General features: G+C 55.3%; 17 protein-coding genes and 1 pseudogene. 12 read left to right on the top strand and 6 right to left on the bottom strand.

Features of this window, described 5'->3' with window-relative positions; genetic code table 11:
• Window positions 1–81: 81 nt before the first annotated feature.
• Window positions 82–1,617, bottom strand: coding sequence for an AmpG family muropeptide MFS transporter (locus H7A79_RS14830; protein WP_135034696.1), 1,536 nt, complete (start codon window positions 1,615–1,617; stop codon window positions 82–84).
• Window positions 1,618–1,825: 208 nt separating this feature from the next.
• Between H7A79_RS14830 and H7A79_RS14825 the strand changes: the two genes are divergently transcribed.
• From H7A79_RS14825 to H7A79_RS14790, 8 genes and pseudogenes are all read left to right on the top strand, one after another.
• Window positions 1,826–2,245, top strand: a complete 420-nt coding sequence (locus H7A79_RS14825; RefSeq protein WP_187000653.1) for an MJ0042-type zinc finger domain-containing protein — start codon at window positions 1,826–1,828, stop codon at window positions 2,243–2,245.
• A gap of 22 nt (window positions 2,246–2,267) precedes the next feature.
• Window positions 2,268–3,448, top strand: a pseudogene (gene argA, locus H7A79_RS14820) (amino-acid N-acetyltransferase).
• A 361-nt stretch (window positions 3,449–3,809) separates the two neighbouring features.
• A complete protein-coding gene (locus tag H7A79_RS14815) occupies window positions 3,810–5,156 on the top strand; it encodes a Na+/H+ antiporter family protein (RefSeq protein ID WP_187000652.1) in 1,347 nt (448 codons plus the stop codon).
• Window positions 5,156–5,374, top strand: a complete 219-nt coding sequence (locus H7A79_RS14810) for a SlyX family protein (protein ID WP_187000651.1) — start codon at window positions 5,156–5,158, stop codon at window positions 5,372–5,374. The genes H7A79_RS14815 and H7A79_RS14810 overlap by 1 nt, the downstream gene beginning before the upstream one ends.
• A gap of 85 nt (window positions 5,375–5,459) precedes the next feature.
• Window positions 5,460–5,930, top strand: a complete 471-nt coding sequence (gene rlmH / locus H7A79_RS14805) for a 23S rRNA (pseudouridine(1915)-N(3))-methyltransferase RlmH (RefSeq protein WP_187000650.1) — start codon at window positions 5,460–5,462, stop codon at window positions 5,928–5,930.
• A gap of 420 nt (window positions 5,931–6,350) precedes the next feature.
• Window positions 6,351–6,710, top strand: a complete 360-nt coding sequence (locus H7A79_RS14800) for a VacJ (protein WP_135034701.1) — start codon at window positions 6,351–6,353, stop codon at window positions 6,708–6,710.
• 19 nt (window positions 6,711–6,729) lie between these two features.
• Entirely contained in the window at window positions 6,730–7,161 is a 432-nt protein-coding gene (locus tag H7A79_RS14795; protein ID WP_246407991.1) for an acyl-CoA thioesterase, read from the top strand.
• 323 nt (window positions 7,162–7,484) lie between these two features.
• The gene (locus H7A79_RS14790) at window positions 7,485–7,973 is read left to right on the top strand and encodes a peroxiredoxin family protein (RefSeq protein ID WP_135034703.1); all 489 of its coding nucleotides are present in this window, start codon (window positions 7,485–7,487) and stop codon (window positions 7,971–7,973) included.
• A 347-nt stretch (window positions 7,974–8,320) separates the two neighbouring features.
• On the opposite strand, the gene H7A79_RS14785 is transcribed toward H7A79_RS14790, so the two are convergent.
• The 5 genes from H7A79_RS14785 to H7A79_RS14765 all read right to left on the bottom strand — a co-directional run bounded on the left by H7A79_RS14785 (window position 8,321) and on the right by H7A79_RS14765 (window position 14,622).
• The gene (locus H7A79_RS14785) at window positions 8,321–9,052 is read right to left on the bottom strand and encodes a LytR/AlgR family response regulator transcription factor (RefSeq protein WP_135034709.1); all 732 of its coding nucleotides are present in this window, start codon (window positions 9,050–9,052) and stop codon (window positions 8,321–8,323) included.
• Window positions 9,053–9,820: 768 nt separating this feature from the next.
• Entirely contained in the window at window positions 9,821–11,467 is a 1,647-nt protein-coding gene (locus tag H7A79_RS14780) for a lactate permease LctP family transporter (RefSeq protein WP_187000648.1), read from the bottom strand.
• A gap of 152 nt (window positions 11,468–11,619) precedes the next feature.
• Window positions 11,620–13,062 (bottom strand): LutB/LldF family L-lactate oxidation iron-sulfur protein, encoded by a 1,443-nt coding sequence (locus H7A79_RS14775; protein ID WP_187000647.1) that lies wholly within the window; start codon window positions 13,060–13,062, stop codon window positions 11,620–11,622.
• 94 nt (window positions 13,063–13,156) lie between these two features.
• Entirely contained in the window at window positions 13,157–13,849 is a 693-nt protein-coding gene (locus H7A79_RS14770) for a LutC/YkgG family protein (RefSeq protein ID WP_187000646.1), read from the bottom strand.
• Window positions 13,846–14,622, bottom strand: a complete 777-nt coding sequence (locus H7A79_RS14765) for a (Fe-S)-binding protein (RefSeq protein ID WP_187000645.1) — start codon at window positions 14,620–14,622, stop codon at window positions 13,846–13,848. The genes H7A79_RS14770 and H7A79_RS14765 overlap by 4 nt, the downstream gene beginning before the upstream one ends.
• 273 nt (window positions 14,623–14,895) lie before the next feature.
• On the opposite strand from H7A79_RS14765, the gene H7A79_RS14760 reads away from it, so the two are divergent.
• From H7A79_RS14760 to H7A79_RS14745, 4 genes are all read left to right on the top strand, one after another.
• Window positions 14,896–15,684, top strand: a complete 789-nt coding sequence (locus tag H7A79_RS14760) for a FadR/GntR family transcriptional regulator (protein WP_187000644.1) — start codon at window positions 14,896–14,898, stop codon at window positions 15,682–15,684.
• Window positions 15,685–15,722: 38 nt separating this feature from the next.
• Window positions 15,723–15,845 (top strand): hypothetical protein, encoded by a 123-nt coding sequence (locus tag H7A79_RS14755; protein WP_255518798.1) that lies wholly within the window; start codon window positions 15,723–15,725, stop codon window positions 15,843–15,845.
• A gap of 82 nt (window positions 15,846–15,927) precedes the next feature.
• The gene (locus tag H7A79_RS14750; RefSeq protein WP_187000643.1) at window positions 15,928–17,763 is read left to right on the top strand and encodes a lytic transglycosylase domain-containing protein; all 1,836 of its coding nucleotides are present in this window, start codon (window positions 15,928–15,930) and stop codon (window positions 17,761–17,763) included.
• A gap of 185 nt (window positions 17,764–17,948) precedes the next feature.
• Window positions 17,949–19,034 carry a FlxJ family methyltransferase gene (locus H7A79_RS14745; protein WP_187000642.1) on the top strand — a complete coding sequence of 362 codons (1,086 nt, stop codon included), beginning with the start codon at window positions 17,949–17,951 and terminating at the stop codon, window positions 19,032–19,034.
• Window positions 19,035–19,293 lie beyond the last annotated feature (259 nt).

Below are 19,293 nucleotides of genomic sequence, written 5' to 3'. Positions count from 1 at the left end.
TAAGCCTTTCAGACGGCCTGAAGATGTTTTTTCAGACGGCCTAAGGTGTTTTCCGGCGCAAACGGGTTTGCTGTGGCAGCCTTATTCCCCGCTGCTGTTTTTGGCGAATAGTTTTTTCTCGGCCAAGTACACCAGCAGCAATACCGGCACACCCAACAGCGCGGTTAGTGTAAAAAAACCCGGGTAGCCGATTTTATCGACCATCGCGCCTGAATAGCCTCCTAAAGTTTTGGGCAACAGCGTCATCAGCGAGCTGAAAACCGCATATTGCACGGCGGTGAAGCGGATATTGGTGAGTGCCGACAAAAAGGCGATAAACACTGCGCCCGCCAAGCCTGCGGCGAGATTGTCGAACCCCACCGCCAAATACATAAACGCCACATCGTGCCCACGGTAGGCCAGTACCACAAACAGCAGGTTGGTCAGTGCCGCCAGCACTGCGCCTGCCATCATCATTTTCATCAGGGCGAATTTCTGCGACAACAACCCGCCGAGAAAACCGCCGGCCACTGCCATCACCACGCCGAAGGTTTTCACCGCTGCGGCGATTTCTTCTTTGCTGAAGCCCATGTCCTGATAAAACACATTGGAAATCACACCTGCCACGATGTCGGAAATGCGGTAAACGCCGATTAAGGCCAACAGCAGCAGCGCCGATTTGCCGTAGCGTTCGAAAAAATCGGTAATCGGCTGTATCCAGGTGTCTGCGGCCAGCTTTTTAGGCACCACACCGCTTTTCACCACCGTTGCGCCCACTGAGGCGGCGGCAGCGGCGGAAAGCAGCAGGCGTACGGCTTCCCAACCGAAGGCCGCCAACGGCCCCCCGCCCTGCGGCAGCACCTTGCCCGATTGCGAGAATGCCGCCACAAACGCCCCCACAGATACAGCAAACAGCAGCAGCAGGCGCAGATTGTCGGCGGTGGAGCGCGAAGCGGTATGCTGCGCCGATGCGGCAGGTTCGCGCACCAGCAGCGTTGCCGCCACCCCCACGCCCATTACGGCGGCCATAATGAAATAAGTTTGCCGCCAGGCTGCATATACATAAGCGTTTTCGTGCGAACCGAGTCTCGCCGCTAAAAACAGCGCGCCCGCGCCCGCCACAATCATTCCTACGCGGTAGCCCGCGTTATAAGTGGCGGCCGTTACCGACTGCATTGCGATATCGTCTGCTGCCGTTTCGATACGGTAGGCGTCAATCACCACATCTTGCGTGGCCGATGAAAAACCCAGCAACACCGCGCCTGCGGCCATATAAACCAATGCCGTATTGCCGACAGGGTTAATCATGGCTATGCTGCAAACCGCCGCAACCACCATCACCTGCGAAAACAACAGCCAACCGCGCCGCTTGCCCAGCGCACGGGTGAAAAACGGCAGCGGCAATGAATCGATCAGCGGCGCCCACACAAATTTGAACGAATAGGCCAAAGCCGCCCAACTGAACATCGTTACCGTGCTGCGTTCCACCCCCGCTTCGCGCAGCCACAGCGACAAACTGGAAAAAATCAGCAAAATCGGCACACCTGCCGAAAAGCCGAGAAAAAACAGTGCAACTGCGCGGCGGTCTGTGTAGACGGCCGCCGCAGCCAGCCAATTTTTAGAAGAATTCTGCTGCATATCAAACACTTAATCCGAAAACACACGGCCACATAAAAATAAAACGGTTATTGTATCAACGAAGCATACAGGCCGTCTGAAAAGATTTGTTTCAGACGGCCTGCGGCCGTTTGACCCGAAAAACGGCCAAACCCTGTGCAAGCTTCCCATGCCGTCTGAAAAATCTTAAAATAGCTGCTTCTATAAATAAACGTCTTCAATCACTCTTATGCCCATCTGCGTCTGCCCCCACTGCAAAGCACGGCTTGCCGTTAAAGACACCCAACTGAACCTGGCGCAAGGTTTCGTGGTCTGCACCAAATGCGAAGGCCTCTTCCAAGCCAAGCACCACATCAGCAACACCCCGCACAAGGCCGCCCCCGAACAACTGCCGGGCGCCGCTACCGACACCAAACTGGTGCGGTCCATAGGCTCTGCCGTCCGCCAACACAAAGCCTTGTCGAAAAACGAAATCGCCGACCTGCTCGACAGCATGATACCCGCCGAAACCAAACCCGCTGCCAACGCCCGGGCCGTCCACAGCAAGGTTCCGGATCCGTCAAAAGAAGGCTTTAACTGGACTTTGGCCGTACTCACCGCGCTCACCGTGTTGATTATGCAGCTTTTTTATTTGATATTGATGCTTTGAGACGGCCGCTCCCGTTGATTTTATCCGCAGCTTTCGGGAAGCCGCGCCCTATATCCACTACCTGCGCGGTAAAACGCTGGTAACCGGCATCGCGGGCAGCCTGCTCTCCGCCCACCCTTCCAATACTCGCCGCCGACTTAAACCTGCTTGCCGGCCTAGGTGTGCGCCTGGTTGTGGTGCACGGTTCGCGCACACAAATCGATACCCTGTTGCAGGCAAACAGCCTTATCCCGCAATACCATAACGGGCGGCGCATCACCGATGAAACCACACTCACCCACGTCAAGCAGGCCTGCGGCATGGTGCGCAGCAACATGGAAGCCGCCCTCTCCTTCGGTTGGGTCCCAACCCTGCTGCGCGGCAAGCCCGTGTGCATTGCCGGAGGCAACTTTGTTTCCGCTCGGCTATTCGCTCAGCGGCAAAACCTTCAATCTCAGCATGGGCGATACCGCTGAAGCCGCCGCCATCGCCCCGCAGGCCGAAAAACTGATTTATCTGGTTGAACAATAAGGAATTTTAAACAAAAAAGGCAGGTTTTACCCAACCTTTCCGCTCAGGAAGCCCGCGCCCTGCTCAGCAGCGGGCGCGCGCAAAACAACCAGCGCAGGCTGCTTCAGTCGGCCATCAACGCTGTGGAAAACGGCGTGAAGCACAGCCATATTTTCAGCGGCCGCCAAAACGGCGGCCTGATTGCCGAACTATTTACGCGCCACGGTGTAGGCACTTCCGTGGCAGGCAGCGCCTTGATGAGTATCCCGCAGGCGCAAACCGGCGATATTCCCGACATCACCGCCCTTATCCGTCCGCTCGAAGAGCAAGGCATTTTACGGCACCGCAGCCGCGAATATCTTGAAAACCACATCGGCGGATTTTCTGTGTTGGAACACGACCGGTGCATTTACGGCTGTCGCCCTCAAAACCTTTGCCACCACCGGCATCGGCGAATCGGCCTGCCCGGCGGTTTCTCCCGAAGCCCGAGACAGCGGCTACGACGGGCTGCTGCTCGAACACCTGATCGGGCAAGCCCGCAGCCGCAACACCCATACCCTCTACGCCCTCTCCACCCACACCGGCGAGTGGTTTCTCGAACGCGGCTTTCAGACGGCCTCATGCGAATCGCCGCCGCCCGAACGCCTGAGCGAATACCGCGAAAGCGGCTGCCAATCGAAAGTGTTTGTCTATCACACAGACACCGGCGTTTGAGGCCGTCTGAAACGCTGCCGTTTACGCCCCTGCGGCCGACCGGCCCACCTTGCGGCAATGGCGCACCTTACTGACAGCCCTTCACTCAAAGCAACACGCAGCTGCGCTACAGATGCCGCCAATGGCAACCGGGCAGGCCGGCATTGCTATTCCTGCAAAACAGATCTGCACCACGTTGCACGATGCGCCTGTCGCCTTGTGGAAAATCTGTTCCCATCAGGTTGGCCGGCTGAATTGCCGGGGCGTACCGTTTGACCGGATTGTAAAATTTGTAAACCTTTCCGCCCGCAGGTAAAATCCTACTGGTTGAAAATTCGTCATGAGGCGGCTGTTCTGCCGCCATTTTTGTGGAGAAACCGATATGAATGCCGTAGTGATTGCGGTTTTTGTGATGCTCGCGCTGTCGCTTGCGCGCGTACATGTGGTGTTGAGCCTGCTGCTGGGTGCACTCTGCGGCGGCTTGGCAGCCGGACTGGGCTTGGCGGAAACCATGAAAGTGTTTCAAACCGGCCTCTCCAACGGCGCGCAGATTGCGCTTTCTTATGCCATGCTCGGTGCGTTCGCCGTGGCCATCGCCCATTCGGGGTTGCCGCAAACGCTGGCCAATGCGGTGATCCGCCGTTTGGATGCCAACCATGTGCGCGATAATGTGCCGGGCCGCATCAGCGGTGTGAAATGGGGGCTGCTGCTGGCTCTCTTGGCCATGAGTATCATGAGTCAAAACCTGATTCCTATCCATATCGCCTTTATCCCACTGATTATTCCGCCGCTGCTGTTGGTGTTCAACCGTATGCAGATCGACCGCCGCCTGCTCGCCTGCCTGATGACTTTCGGCCTGGTAACCACCTATATGTGGCTGCCCTACGGCTTCGGTGAAATTTTCCTGAAACAGATTCTGGTGGGCAACATCAACAAGTCGGGGCTGAATGTGGATAATGTGAACGTGATTCACGCCATGACCATTCCCGCTTTGGGCATGGTGGCCGGCCTACTGATTGCAGTGTTTTTCAGCTACCGCCGCCCGCGCGCCTATCAAAACACTTCTGCCGATGTGGCGGCCAACCATCAGGTAATGGTGCAGCCGAAAATGTCGGCCTACCGCAGCTGGGTGGCGTTGGCGGCGATTGTGGTTTCGTTTGTGGTGCAATTGTGGGCCGATTCGCTGCTGCTGGGCGCAATGGTGGGCTTTGCCGTGTTTATGGCCGCCGGCGTGGTGCGCTGGGGCGAAGCCGATGCCGTATTTAACAACGGCGTGAAAATGATGGCGATGATCGGCTTTATTATGATTGCCGCACAGGGTTTCGCCGAAGTGATGAAGGCTACCGGCCAGATTGAGCCGCTGGTGAAAGCCTCGGCCGATATGTTTGCCGGCAGCAAAGGCATGGCCGCTTTTGTGATGCTGCTGGTGGGGCTGCTGGTAACCATGGGCATCGGCAGCTCGTTTTCCACCCTGCCGATTATCACTGCGATTTATGTGCCGCTGTGCGTGGGCATGGGTTTCTCGCCGATGGCAACGCTGGCGATTATCGGCACGGCAGGCGCGCTGGGCGATGCCGGTTCGCCCGCATCCGATTCCACCCTCGGCCCCACCGCCGGTTTGAATACAGACGGCCAACACGACCATATGCGCGACACGGTTATCCCCACGTTTCTACACTACAACCTGCCGCTGATGGTGTCGGGCTGGATTGCCGCCATGGTGTTGTGATGCAGAATCTTGAAAACCGCATCATCGAGTTGGAAATCCAAACCGCGCTGCAGGCCGATTTAATCGACAGCCTCAGCAACACCATGGCCAAAATGCAGCAAACGCTGGATTTGCAGCAGGGGCAGCTCAGGCTGCTCTACCGCCGCCTGCAAGAAAAGGGAGGCGAAGGCAGCAATGCCGCCTACAATCCGGCAGACGAAATCCCGCCGCATTATTAAATGTACCGCCAGGCCGTCTGAAAACATCACCCATCAAGCCGACCGCAACCAAACAAGATTTTGCCGGGCAGAAAGGCTATCCTTTATGAACATCACCGTTTTGGCTGTCGGCACCAAAATGCCGCGCTGGGTCGATGAAGCCGTCAGCGAATACGCCAAACGCTTCGGCCGCGACATCTGCTACACCTTAAAAGAAATCAAACCCGAAAAACGCGGCGCCGGCGTAAATGCCGCCCAAGGCATGGCTGCAGAAGAAAAACGCATACTCGAAGCCATACCCGCCGGCGCGTTTTTAGTGGTGCTCGATGAGCGCGGTCAAGCCCCCACATCGGTAGGGCTGGCGGAGCATTTGGAAAACTGGCAGCGCAACGGTGAACACGTCTGCTTCGTTATCGGCGGCGCAGACGGCATAACCGACCGGCTCAAACAACAGGCGCGCCTGATGCTGCGCCTCTCCAGCCTCACCCTGCCGCACGGCATGGTGCGCGTGCTGCTCACCGAGCAGCTCTACCGCGCCGTATCGATTCTGCACAACCACCCCTATCACCGCGGATAGCCGCTGTTTCCGCCACCTTGCAGCATATTCTGCCGGTTCGGCCGTCTGAAACACTGCAAAACGGTTTCCTGCCGAACCCCGGCTCTTTCAGACGGCCTAAAAACCCCCGCTGTCAGCGTTTTTTGCAAAAACACCGCCATGCCGTCTGAAAGGCTCAATACCATCGTTCCCACGCAGGATGAAATCCGAATGAAAAATTAAAGTTTATTTCAAACAAACACTTGAAAGCCTAGCATCCAACCAACGCCTGCGCGGGGCAGCGCGGGGCAGCGCGGGGCTGCGCAGCGAACCTGCGCGGCCAATAACGGCAGGCAAACTCATTGCGATGCTTTTTGAATTTTGCAAAGGCCTGCCCGCCTTATAGCTTTTCGCCCCCCTTTGCTATATTATTTCCCCCGTCTGTTTGCAGGAACACCCGCCATGTATGAAGTAAACCGCAGCGTATTTTTGCTGATTCCCCTCGAGCCGTTTTGGCACTGGCTGCAATCACTGCCCGAAAGCCCCGAAAACATCCGTCTCGAAGATTTGCAGGCCGATGCCAATTCCTATCTCGTGCGCCCCTGCGAAACCGCCGATGAAGTGTGGGACGAAATCGAAAACCGCCACGAGCAGCTTTTCGCTGCCGAACTGGCCGACTGGTGTGAAGACGAAAGCCTGTGGCCCGATTTGGATTCCGGCATTTTCAATGAATGGTTCGACATCCAACTCTCCACCGTACTCACCGATTTGGAGCAGGAGCCGCTGGGGCGAGAAATTTTCCAGCCCATCACCCTCAATTGAATTTCAGACGGCCTCTACCATGACCCGAATACCCATACGCAACTATCATCTCGATGGCTACGGCCATGTGAACAATGCGCGCTATCTCGAATTTTTTGAGGAAGCGCGTTGGAATTTTTTCGGGCAGCACCGCCTGCTGCCCCTGCCTGAGGGCATCATACTGGTGGTTGCCCGTATCGATATACGCTATCTGAGCGCTGCCCGCGAAGGGCAAACGCTGGCCGTGGACACCCGCGTACGCGCCGCATCCGAACGCAGGGTGATGCTCGAGCAAACCGCCCGCTGCGCCGAAAACGGCCGGGCGGCCGCCCAAGCCGCCGTTACGCTGGCATCGGTTTGCGCCGAAAGCGGCGCTGCGGCCGACTTGCCGTTTGAGTTTGCTGCCCTGCTGTCCCGGCAGCTTTACCGACAACCTGCCGCCCAAGCCTGTGCAGATAACAAAACCATTTAATTTCCGCAGCGGCATCGCTGCACCGCCATACTGTTTTACCTTTACCGCCTCCGGCCTGCCGCCCGGCATCGGAAATATACCTGCCCGCTACCCTTACCGGCACAGCTCCGATGGAAAATGCACCGCATACACTTTAGGATTCACTTCATTCCCGACATACGGCACAATACAGGCAGCACAGATGGTATGGAGCCGGCTCTGCCGCCGACCGGGCTGCGGAACCGCTCTCTGTGGGTAAAGGCACTACACCGCAACAGAAATCCGGCGCAGCCGTTCCGACTGTACTGCCGCCTGCCCCAAACCCACCCTTTAAGGAAGCTCTGATGAAAAAAACCCTCACCGCCGCAGCCGCCCTAATCGTGGCGGCACTGCTTGCTTTCATTCTTTGGCCGCAAAACCGCCCCGTTCCCGCCTTTTCCCTGCCTGATTTAAGCGGCAAAACCATCAGCAATGCCGATCTGCCGGGCAAAGTAACCTTGGTTAACTTTTGGTACCCTTCATGCCCCGGCTGCGTCAGCGAAATGCCCAAGCTGGTTCAGACGGCCAACGATTATAAAAACAAAGATTTCCAGATTATCGCCGTTTCCCTGCCCTACGACCCTTTGGAAAGCGTCAGAAACTATGCTGCCGAGCGCCGGCTGCCGTTTACCGTGATGTATGATGCAGAAGGCAAAACCGGCCAAGCCTTCGGCGTAAAAGTTGCACCCACTTCGTTTTTTATCAATAAACAAGGCGAGCTGCTGAAAACCTTTGTCGGCGAGCCCGACTTCGCCGCCCTGCGCCGGGAAATCGACAACGAATTGGCGAAATAAAGCGGAAACGGATATTTTCAAGTTTCGTCAAACAACAAAAGAGAAGGTCAAAAGAGAATACCAAAACGCCCCATTTTCAAAGCAATGGAATTTAAAAATTTTAAAGATTGGAAAATAGAGTGCAATATATCAAGAGGCCGTCTGAAAATATTCAGACGGCCTCTCTACCAACAACCATATACCGCTCCGGGGATACCCCGGTTTAACAGCCTCCGCTTTAAAATCATTACGGCTTCGGCTTTCCTTGTTATACCGCACATGCCGCCTGCAATCCGCCGCTTGGTGCCGGTTTTAATGGCCTATGCCGATACAGAGGATACGGAGCAGTTCGGCATCCAAACCTGATTTCAGCTTTTCCGCAGAATTTTGCGGATAGCGGCCAACTGGCGGCGGCTGACCGCCAAAGGTTTCTCCACATCTAAAATGCGCGCTCCCCAAGTGGCGTTGCTGTCATCCTCTTCTCCGCCGTCCAAGCGGATCAAACAATCCAAGGTGTGGCGGAACACCAATGCATTACGGTGGATACGGATAATCTTTTCGCCCAACAACTCTTCCCAATAAACCAACGTTTTCGGCAACTCGTAGCTTTGGCCGTCGCCGGTAAATAAAAATACCGTTTTATGCTCGGCCAACAGATAGCGCACCTGCTGCCACGGAATTTCCACCATACGGTTGCGGTTGAACACTTTGAAATGGGTGAAATCATCGGCTTTTTCACGGTGTTTCTCATTCAAACGCTCCAATGCCGTTTGCAGGCGCGAAACCTTAATCGGCTTGAGCAGGTAATCGGCAGCAGCCAGCTCAAAAGCACGCAAGGCATGTTCTTCGTATGCTGTAGTAAAAATAATTTCGGGCTGTTTTTTCGCCACCCGCTTGATTCGCTCGACAAAATCCAACCCGGTAATTTCGGGCAGCCCGATATCGGCAAATACAATGTCCACTTCATGAACCCCCAACCAATCCAAGGCAGGCTGGGCATGATGGAAAATCTTCAGCAAAACAACATTGCACTCTTCCAGCAGAACCCGCAAACGCTCTGCCGCTAATACTTCATCTTCAACAATAATGGCACTCAGCATATTCTGTTATTCTGTTGGTTAATCAAAATATTCAATTTCAAATAATAGCAGGCATTCTGCCGTTCAATCAGTTATCAACCTACTTTGCAAACATTCCCAAACTAAGCAGTTGGAGTATATCGTATCCTGAACAATAGCTTATATCAATATTAATCATTAAAAAGCAGGTAGCGGCTTTCCACCGCCCACCAAGCGCCATCTCAAATTAAACCAATAAATGAAATTTTCACCCACAAAAATCCAAATAACAAAAAAAACACAAAAGCAATTTTAAAAAAACAAAAGAAAACGCCATAAAAAAAGAAATTTAAATTATATGACAAACGTAACAAACTTTATAATTTTGTAAACTTAATACAACGGGCGGTATCATAAAACACAAACAGGCTGCCCGGTCAGTAACGGTTTCAAATCTGAAAAAACCCATTTCCCGTTTCAATCCGTTCGCAATTTCCGTATGGCATTGCGGAGCCGTGCTTAAAGAGAAAAGTTTTTCGTAAGCCGCCAACGCGTATTCCGCACTGCCTTGCTTCCTATATCAAAAATGAAGCGGGTTCCCTGTAAAAGCGGGAGAAAAGGGGGAAATTAGGTTGGGTTGTACCATATACCACACTCAGAAATTTATTTGCAGACCATTTTGCTGCCGTATTGATTCAGATGTTTTAACGGCACAGCAGGTATTTTTATGCTTATATAACAAGAAATCGCTGAAAACCCTGTATGTGGCTTTCAGCGATTTTGCCAACTTAAGTGTATTTTGGGCAAAGATTATTTATTAAAGAAAATCAGTGTCCACGGCAATACATATGCCTGTAAAACGGTTAGGATGCCGACAAAGGCGCAGAAAACGATACTGTGTTTCACAGTAAAGCGGAACAGGTCGGACTCTTTGCCCTGCAAGCCCACGGCTGCACAAGCAACGGCAATGGATTGGGGGGAAATCATTTTACCGGTAACGCCGCCTGTGGTATTGGCAGCCACCGCCAGTTCGGGAGTAATGCCGATTTGGTTGGCGGTGCTGGCTTGCAGCGAACCGAACAAAGCGTTGGCGGAAGTGTCCGAACCGGTTAAAAACACGCCCAACCAGCCCAGGAACGGCGAAAAGAACGGGAATGCCGCGCCGGTGCCGGCCAACACCAATGCCAGCGTAGAAGACAGGCCGGAATAGTTGGCCACGAAGGCAAAACCCAATACCAAACCGATGGAAAGAATAGAGAAACGCAATTCATATAAGGTTTCGCCGAATGTTTTTACTGCTTCGGCAGGTTTCATTTTCAGCAGGATAATGGTTACGATGGCGGCTAACAGAATAGAGGTACCCACCGCACTCAACAGGTTCAGTTTGTAAACGGCCTCATAAGGGCTGGGTTCGGCAACAATCGGAGCGGCTTTCATCACCAGATTGTGCAGGCCCGGCCATTCGATTTTAATCAGGCTGAAGCTGTCTAAGAAAGTTTTCAATGACTTCATCGTCCACAGGCTCACAAACACAGTCAAAATACCGAAAGGAGACCATGCCTTGATGATTTGGCCGGTAGTGTATTCCGATCCTTTGCGGGCTTCCGGTTTTTTCATGCCTTGGAAAGTGAAAATTTCAGACGGCTGCCATTTTTTCAGAAACAACGACAGGCAAATCAAGCTCACCAACGCAGAAGTTACATCGGGAAGCTCGGGGCCGATGAAGTTGGCCGTAATAAATTGGGTAACGGCAAACGATACGCCTGCCACCAAAATAGCCGGGTAGGTTTGTTTGATACCGCGTACACCGTCCATCATCGCCACCAGCCAAAACGGCACGATAATCGATAAAATCGGCAGTTGGCGGCCGGCCACTTGGCCGATGTGGAAAGCATCCAAACCGGATACTTGGCCTGCCACGATAATCGGGATACCCATCGCGCCGAAAGCAACCGGCGCGGTGTTGGCGATCAGGCACAAACCGGCGGCATACAGGGGGTTAAAACCCAAGCCGACCAGCAGAGCGGCAGTAATCGCCACCGGCGCACCAAAACCGGCCGCGCCTTCCAAGAAGGCACCAAACGAGAAGCCCACCAACAGCATCTGCAAACGCTGGTCTTCAGTGATAGAAATAACAGACGAACGGATAATGTCGAACTGGCCGGTTTTTACAGTGATTTTGTATAAAAATACGGCAGTAATGATAATCCACGCAATCGGCCACAAGCCATAGGCAAAACCGAACAGGGCAGACGAAACCGCCATGCCTGCCGGCATACCGTAGGCAAATATGGCGACCAAAATAGAAATCAGCAGCGTGAAAAAGCCGGCCAAATAACCTTTCATTTTCAAAATGGTTAAGGCAACGAAAAAGAAAATAATCGGCAACAGCGCTGCTGCGGCAGTCAGCGCCAGGCTGTCGCCTACTGCCGTATAGTTTTGAACCCAAGTATCCATTGATCAATCTCCGAAATCACAGATGTTGTTATCCCTCATGCCGCCCGAATGGATGGAAGGCGGTTGTATGGTGTGCTGCCCGAAAAACCGTTGGTTTTCCGGAACGTTTTTTTCAGACGGCCGGCCATAGGGTTGGCAGGCCGTCTGAAAATTTATTTGCCGAATTTTTCGGCCACTAACTGATGCAGGGTTTTGGCGGCCGGTTTCAACGGCACACGGTGCTGTGTCCAGCCCAACTGTTTGGACGGGGTAAGCGAGCGTAGCCTGGCCGCAGCCCAGCCGAATGTGCGGTATGCTTTGCGCCGGCCGAAAATGCCGTTAAACGTGCGCCAGGCGAGCTGTTCGCCCAAATTGTGCGATGCGCCCTGCCCGCGCACGGGGTGGGCGACTTTTTCACCGGGTGCGCGTTGCGCTTCTTCGCGCAGGCGTATCAGCAAATCGGGAATCGGAATCTGCACGGGGCAGACTTCGGCACACGCGCCGCACAATGAAGAAGCAGTGGGCAAATCTTTGGTGGATTCCAAACCCATCAAGTGCGGCGAGATGATTTCGCCGATGGGGCCGGGATAAGTGGTGCCGTAGGCCGCGCCGCCGATGCGGGTATAAACCGGGCAGTGGTTCATGCACGCGCCGCAACGGATACACTGCAGGGTTTGGCGCATTTGTTTGTCGGCATAGGCTTGGCTGCGGCCGTTATCGAGCAGCACCAGGTGCATTTCCTGCGGGCCGTCAAGTTCGGCACTCCGGCGCGGGCCGGTAATCATATTGAAATAGGTGGTAATCGGCTGGCCGATGGCACTGCGCGGCAGCAGGCTGTAAAGCGGCGGAATATCCGAGAGCTTCGCCACCACTTTTTCGATGCCGGTGATGGCGATGTGCACGGGCGGCACAGTGGTGGTCAAACGGCCGTTGCCTTCGTTTTCCACCAAACACAGTGTTCCGGTTTCGGCCACGGCAAAATTCACGCCTGAGAGGCCGACATCGGCCGTACGGTAAATATCGCGCAGGGCGCGGCGGGCGATGCCGGTGAGCTCGTCCACATCATCGGTGGGCGCGGTGTGAAGGTGGTTGTGGAAGAGTTCGCTCACCTGCTGCTTGGTTTTGTGGATGGCGGGCATCACGATGTGGGTGGGCTTTTCACCGGCCATCTGTACGATGTATTCACCCAAGTCGCTTTCGATTGCACTGATGCCTTTTTCTTCGAGATAGTGGTTCAGTTCGATTTCTTCGCTCACCATCGACTTGCCTTTCACCATCAGGCGGCCGTTTTTTTGCGCCACAATGCCGTGAATGATGCGGCAGGCTTCATCAGGGGTTTCCGCCCAATGCACTTTCACGCCCAAGCGGGTCAGGTTGGCTTCCAATTCTTCCAACAGTTCGGGCAGGCGGGCGAGCGAGCGTTGGCGGATGTGTTCGCACAGGGTGCGCAGAGCCTGCAATTCGTGTTCGTCGGACAACACGCCTTTGCGGCGGGTCATCAGCATATCCATCGCGGTGCGCAGGCTTTTGCGCAGCGGGGCGTCGGCCAGTGCGCCGACAGCGTTTTGCTTGAAGGTTTCCGGCTTGGGGTGGAAATGAATCGTTTGCGTGTTCATAGTGCTGTTCTTTAAATATTTGTTTCAGACGGCCTGCCGTTTGTGGTCGGAGCCGTCTGAAAAATACTGTGTGGTTTGGGTTGCAAAAGCCTCGTCAGTCGGCTAAATCGGCTTCATCGATATGGTCGGGCAGCACCGCCAGCACCACCATATCGCGCGGGCCGTGCGCGCCGTAGGCCAGCGTGAGCTGGATATCGGCGGTTTTCGACGGGCCGGACACCAGCACCACGTTGGTGGGCATGCCGGCGGCCATGTTTTCACCCTGCATGGCGCTGTAGAAATCGTTATACATTTTAGCCGCATCAAACAGACAGATATGCACGGGCGGCACCAGGCTTTGGCTGCGCGGCTGGCTTTCAGACGGCCGCAACACCAGCGTGCCGGTATGGGCGATACCGCAGTGTGCATCGGTAAAGCCGGCATCGATGTCGGCAAAAAATTCGTCTTTCCAATCTTCGATCGGCCGCTCGAAGGCTTTCACTTCGATGCCGGCGGCTTCTGCGGCAGCGGCGGCCAGGCGGCCGTGTTCGGTTTGCAGCGGCAGCAGAATGTTGCGCAGGCCTTTTTCCTGCACCACCTTTACCAGCATCTGCGGCCAATTGCCGGCGCGCACCCAATGGATTTCGGTTTTTACCGCCCGCATGGCGGCCGCCCAATGTTTCAGACGGCCTGCTTCGCTTTCCCAATGCGGGGTCATTTCCTGATAGTAAGCCGCCGTTTCAGGCTCTTTCATCGGCACGGCGGCCGCAAGGCGCAGTTTGGCCAAAATATTTTCGCGTGCGCTCATGCTTTGCCTCCCGTGCGTTCGAGCAGAAACGTGGCAATGTGTTTGGGCTTGGGCATGCCGGGTTCGTCTTTGGCGATTTTGCCGCCGATATTGAGCATGCAGCCCGCATCGGCACTCACAATTTCCACCGCCTGCGTGTCTTTGAGCGCGGCCACTTTGTCGCTGACCATCGCGCCGGAAATATCGGGATGCTTCACCGAAAATGTGCCGCCGAAACCGCAGCATTCGCTTTCGTGGTCGTGCACCACCCGCTCCACATTGGCAAGTTTGTCTACCAGCGCCCAGCCCGAAAGATGCACGCCCATTTCGCGCCGCGCCGCGCAGGAAGTGTGCACCGCCACTTTGACGGCACCGCCCTTGTCTTGCGGCTCGTAGCCGATGGCCAGCAGAAAATGGGTAAATTCCACCACGCGCTCGGACACATCGTTGGCCAGCCGCTCGTAAACGCTGTCTTTAAACATCAGCGGCCATTGGTGTTTCATCATGCCGCTGCACGAGCCGGAGGGCACCACCACCGGCCACGGGTTGGGAAACAAATCCAACTGCGCTTTGGCCACTTCAAACGAATCTTTGGGGTGGCCGGAAGAAAACGCCGGCTGACCGCAACAGCTTTGTTCCATCGGAAAATGCACGCGCACGCCCTGCTGCTCGAGCAGCGTAATCGCATCCATGCCGGCTTCGGGCATGAAAATATCCAAAAGGCAGGTGCCGAAAAAATACACATCGGCAGGTTTGCTGCCGTAAACAGGGGTAGGGTTGGTTTGGTTCATCATTGGTTTATTGGTCAGACCAATTTTGTTAAACTAACCTTACTTTACGTAATGACGTGTAACCGGTCAAGTGCTGCCGAAAAAATAAATCGGGCAACGGGTTGCTAATTTTCAGGCGGGCAGCGAAAAGATTACGGTACAATCATTTCGCGCTTTATCCAGCCTTTCCCTGCGCGCGGATATTCAATAATAAATAAATGGTCAAGCAAGCCCCGAGCGTCTTGGATTGGCTGCCGTTAAAAAACGGAATGAAGAAAATTGATTAAGGTATGAATTATGCCCGACAAAACCGCCGCCAATATCAAACAACCCGCCATCGGCATGCAGATTGCCTCTGTTTTGGAGGAGCGGATTTTACAAAACGTGTACCCTATCGGCTGCAAACTTCCGCCCGAACGCCGTTTGGCCGAAGAGTTCGGCGTATCGCGCCAATCATTGCGCACCGCGCTGCACATACTGGCAACCCGCGGCCTGCTGAATACGCGGCAGGGCGATGGAAACTATGTTTCGGGCAATGTTGAAGAAACCTTCCATTACGGCTGGGAAGATTTGATTGACGCACACGAAAACATGGAAAGCGAAGTGCTCGATTTCCGCCGCGGCATCGAAGGGATGCTGGCCGCCCTTGCTGCCCAACGCCGCACCGAAGCCGACTTGGCGCGCATGGAAAGCTGGCTGGCCAAGCTGCGCGAAGCCTACGCCCAAAACAATCTAGACCGGCAATCTGCTGCCGATGCGGCATTTCACCAGGCCGTAGCCGAAGCCGCACACAATATTTTATTCACCCGCCTTTCAGACGGCCTGCTGCGCCTGCTCACCGGTCAAACCAAACGCAATCTGGGCAATATGTTCGGCATGCCCGATATGTATGCGCAACTGATGGCGCAGCATGAAGCCATTTTTACCGCCATCGCGCAGCAGAATGCCGCCGCAGCCTCCCAGGCCGCCTGCCGCCATTTGGATTATGTACAAAACTGCCTGGAGCGGCAGCGGGAGCAGCAAAACCGGGAGGCCGTATCAAGCGCACTGGCCGCCAGCGACAAACCCAAACCCGGGTTCGAATAACCGGCAGCCCGACTTCAGAGGCATCGCCGGTAACGGTTTTGCGCGGCAAAATACCGGAATACACCTTGCGCCCCGTTTTCAGACGGCCTGCACACAATACCGGCCGTCTGAAAACCTTTACCGGCAAGCGGACCGTATGGCAGAAGCCGCATGAAATGTAAATACTGCCTCCGGATTTCAAACCCGCACCCAAATCATTTAAAATCAGCCCTCCCCGAAAGCATACCAACGAAAGGCCGAATCATGACCTTGCAACGCACGCTCACATTCACTTTAACCGCGCTGGCCACCGCCATACTGGCCGCCTGCTCCTCACACGAGCAACCTGTCGAGCCGGTGAAACGCAGCAATATGCCGCGCCCTTCCGCACGCGCCGCCGAAGCCCCGGCCAAAGTGCTGGCCGATTACAGCCTCTATCAAAGCGCACTGGCCGCCGCCAAACAAGACGACAACACCCTGCCTGCCCAATTTCTCAGCCAAGCCGGCGAAAGCGCAATGGCGGAAGACGTGCGCAACGAATGGCTCAAGAGCCTGGGCAGACGCGGCCAATGGGCACAGTTCAACCAACAATACGCCAAACTCGACCCGGCCGGCCGCGCGCAGGAAGTGCAATGCTACGCCGAATTGGGCAGCGGCAACCACACCGCATCTGCCGCCGAGCTGGTTAAAGAAATCAACCGCCTGCCGCAAGGCTGCACCCGCCTGGTGGAGGCCGCCGCCGCTTCAGGCCGTCTGAATCAGAAAGACGCTTGGCGGCGCGTGCGCGGCCTGATCAGCAACAACCAGCTCACCGATGCCCGCAATCTGGCCGCCGCCCTCGGCAGCCCGTTTGAAAGCGGGGGGCAGGGCGCACAGGAATACAGCCTGACCAGCGTAATCGGCAACACTGCCAAAAAAAGCACCGCATCGGCCCACACGCTCGAAAATATGCAGGCCAGCCTGAGCCGCGAGCAGGCCGGCTTTGCTTGGGGCGTGCTCGGCCATATGCAGGCGCAAAGCCAAAACATGGCTGCGGCGTTAAATTATTTCAGCCGCGCCGACCGCAGCCAACTGAGCAACGAACAGTTTGAATGGTATGCCCGCGCCGCCCTGCGCCTGCAACGCTGGAACGAGTTGGCCGGCATCATCACCGCCATGCCGGCCAAACTGCAAAATGATCCGGCCTGGCAATACTGGCTCGCCCGCAGCTACGCCGCACAAGGCAACCGCAGCCAAGCGGTGCCTTTGTATGAAAAAGCTGCCGCCAGCGGCCGCAATTTTTATGCCTTGATGGCTGGCGAAGAGTTGGGACGGCGTGTCAGCACCCGCAACAATGTGGGCGAAGTTTCGAAAAGCGATGTCAAACATTTGGCCGAAGACGGCGCCATCGACCGCGCCCTTACCCTGTTTAAAGCCAGCCAAAGCAGCGGCGACTGGAAAATGCGCCGCCAATCGCAGGCAGAATGGCGTTATGCCACCCGGGGTGCCGGTGAAGATTTGCTGCTCGCCGCCGCACAACTGGCATACGACAACCAGTTTTACGAAATGGCCGTCAACAGCGCCGAGCGCACCAACACCAAGCTCAACTACAACCTGCGCTATATTTCGCCGTTTAAAGACACTACCGTGCGCTACGCCGATCAGGCGGGCATCGATCCCGCATGGGTGTATGGGCTTATCCGCCAAGAAAGCCGCTTTATGCTGGGCGCACAATCCAGCGTGGGCGCACAAGGGCTGATGCAGGTGATGCCCGCCACCGCCCGCGAAATCGCCGCCAAAATCGGCATGGACAGCAGCGAGCTTTACACCATGGACGGCAATATCCGCATGGGCACTTGGTATATGGCCGATGCCAAACGCCGCCTGCAAAACAACGAAGTGATGGCAACGGCGGGCTACAACGCCGGCCCCGGCCGTGCCCGCAGATGGCAGGATTCCGCCCCGCTGGAAGGCGCAATTTACGCAGAAACCATTCCCTTCACCGAAACCCGCGACTATGTAAAAAAAGTAATGGCCAACGCCACCTACTATGCCTCACTGTTTAACGGGCCGCAAACTTCGCTGAAACAACGCATGGGCGTAGTGCCCGGGCGTTATTGATTGCTGAAGCAGGCCCAAACCGCCCTGTTTGGCCGTCTGAAACACAGGCACGACAGGGGCTGCTGTTTCAGACGGCCTTTATATGCAGTGTGCCGCCATATCGGATACGCCCTACCGTAATGATAATGGCGGCCGGCACCGCATTTCGCACCAACCCTCCATTCAAACATAAACCCCGAAACATCATGAACCTATTTCCCGATTTGGCGCAACGTTACAGCCAAGAGCAACTGAGTGCAGGCGCCGCGCAACGGCTGGCGCAGGAAATCGCCTTCGGCCCCGTTGCTTTCCAAGTGTCGCGGCTGATGGTGAAAACCGGCATACTCGAACATCTCCACCACTCCCCCGGCGGCGCCGAATTGGGCGAAATTGCCGAAACCGCCGGCCTGAGCCGCTATGCCGCCCAAGTTTTGCTCGAATCCTCGCTTTCTATCGGCACCGTGCTGTTTCAAAACGGCCGCTACACCATCAGCAAGGCCGGCTGGTTTCTGCTGAAAGACAAAACGGCGCGCATCAATATGGATTTTGTGCAGGAAGTCTGCTATCAGGGTTTGTTTGATTTGGAGGCCGCGCTGTTAAACGGAAAACCAGAAGGATTGAAAGTGTTCGGCGGCTGGACAACGATTTACGAAGGCCTTTCGCAACTGCCCGAAAACGCCCGCAGAAAATGGCTGGCTTTCGACCATTATTATTCTGACAGCTCCTTTGCCCAAGCCTTAGACATTGTTTTTTCCCGCCCCGTGAAAAAACTGCTCGATGTAGGCGGCAACACCGGCCGCTGGGCCTTGCAGTGCGTTGCCCGCAACTGCAGTGTCGAAGTAACCGTTATGGATCTGCCCCAGCAACTGAACCTGATGCGCGAGGCTGTGAAAGGACACCCGGGCGCAGAACGCATCCACGGCCACCACGCCGACCTGCTTGACGATAACGTGCTGTTTCCGCAAGGCTTCGATGCGGTTTGGATGAGCCAGTTTCTCGACTGTTTCTCTGAAACCCAAGTAACCGGCATTCTCAAACGCGCCGCCGCTGCCATGGGCACCGGCACCGACCTCTACATCATGGAACCGTTTTGGGACAGACAGCAATATGAAACCGCCGCCTATTGTCTGACCCAAACCAGCCTGTATTTCACCGCCATGGCCAACGGCAACAGCAAAATCTACCATTCGGAAGACATGATCCGCTGCGTGACCGATGCCGGACTTGCCGTTGTCGAAATCTTTGACGGCTTGGGGCTGGGGCACAGCATTCTCAGGTGCCGCCGGGCATAGCTTGGATGGGCGGATACCTTTACGCCGCTTGCCCATACCGGTTTTGTACAATTTTTATACAATCCACCGGCATGGCAGAGCCTTCCAGGCATACCCCGGTTCTGCCCGGGTATCTTTTTGTTTGAAAAGAAATGATGCAGCAGAAACAGCAGATCGAAATATGGCGACAATGAAGTATTAAAAGTTTTTCAGACGGCCTAAGATGCCGGAAAGGGTTGGGTTGTTTACACTTTTTATGCCGGCCATCTTTTATTTTTGT

The organism is Neisseria musculi (assembly GCF_014297595.2).
In the GTDB taxonomy this organism is placed as follows: Bacteria; Pseudomonadota; Gammaproteobacteria; order Burkholderiales; family Neisseriaceae; genus Neisseria; species Neisseria musculi.
Note: the sequence above shows the minus strand (reverse complement) of the source record. Positions and strands in the feature narration are given on the sequence as shown.

Bases quoted from the DNA above. Each gene is read 5' to 3' on its own strand.
- H7A79_RS14765 (WP_187000645.1), bottom strand. From the start codon at position 14,622: ATGATGAACCAAACCAACCCTACCCCTGTTTACGGCAGCAAACCTGCC.
- H7A79_RS14760 (WP_187000644.1), top strand. From the start codon at position 14,896: ATGCCCGACAAAACCGCCGCCAATATCAAACAACCCGCCATCGGCATG.
- H7A79_RS14810 (WP_187000651.1), top strand. From the start codon at position 5,156: ATGCAGAATCTTGAAAACCGCATCATCGAGTTGGAAATCCAAACCGCG.
- H7A79_RS14745 (WP_187000642.1), top strand. From the start codon at position 17,949: ATGAACCTATTTCCCGATTTGGCGCAACGTTACAGCCAAGAGCAACTG.
- H7A79_RS14770 (WP_187000646.1), bottom strand. From the start codon at position 13,849: ATGAGCGCACGCGAAAATATTTTGGCCAAACTGCGCCTTGCGGCCGCC.
- H7A79_RS14830 (WP_135034696.1), bottom strand. From the start codon at position 1,617: ATGCAGCAGAATTCTTCTAAAAATTGGCTGGCTGCGGCGGCCGTCTAC.
- H7A79_RS14785 (WP_135034709.1), bottom strand. From the start codon at position 9,052: ATGCTGAGTGCCATTATTGTTGAAGATGAAGTATTAGCGGCAGAGCGT.
- H7A79_RS14815 (WP_187000652.1), top strand. From the start codon at position 3,810: ATGAATGCCGTAGTGATTGCGGTTTTTGTGATGCTCGCGCTGTCGCTT.
- H7A79_RS14790 (WP_135034703.1), top strand. From the start codon at position 7,485: ATGAAAAAAACCCTCACCGCCGCAGCCGCCCTAATCGTGGCGGCACTG.
- H7A79_RS14800 (WP_135034701.1), top strand. From the start codon at position 6,351: ATGTATGAAGTAAACCGCAGCGTATTTTTGCTGATTCCCCTCGAGCCG.
- H7A79_RS14750 (WP_187000643.1), top strand. From the start codon at position 15,928: ATGACCTTGCAACGCACGCTCACATTCACTTTAACCGCGCTGGCCACC.
- rlmH (WP_187000650.1), top strand. From the start codon at position 5,460: ATGAACATCACCGTTTTGGCTGTCGGCACCAAAATGCCGCGCTGGGTC.
- H7A79_RS14780 (WP_187000648.1), bottom strand. From the start codon at position 11,467: ATGGATACTTGGGTTCAAAACTATACGGCAGTAGGCGACAGCCTGGCG.
- H7A79_RS14775 (WP_187000647.1), bottom strand. From the start codon at position 13,062: ATGAACACGCAAACGATTCATTTCCACCCCAAGCCGGAAACCTTCAAG.
- H7A79_RS14795 (WP_246407991.1), top strand. From the start codon at position 6,730: ATGACCCGAATACCCATACGCAACTATCATCTCGATGGCTACGGCCAT.
- H7A79_RS14825 (WP_187000653.1), top strand. From the start codon at position 1,826: ATGCCCATCTGCGTCTGCCCCCACTGCAAAGCACGGCTTGCCGTTAAA.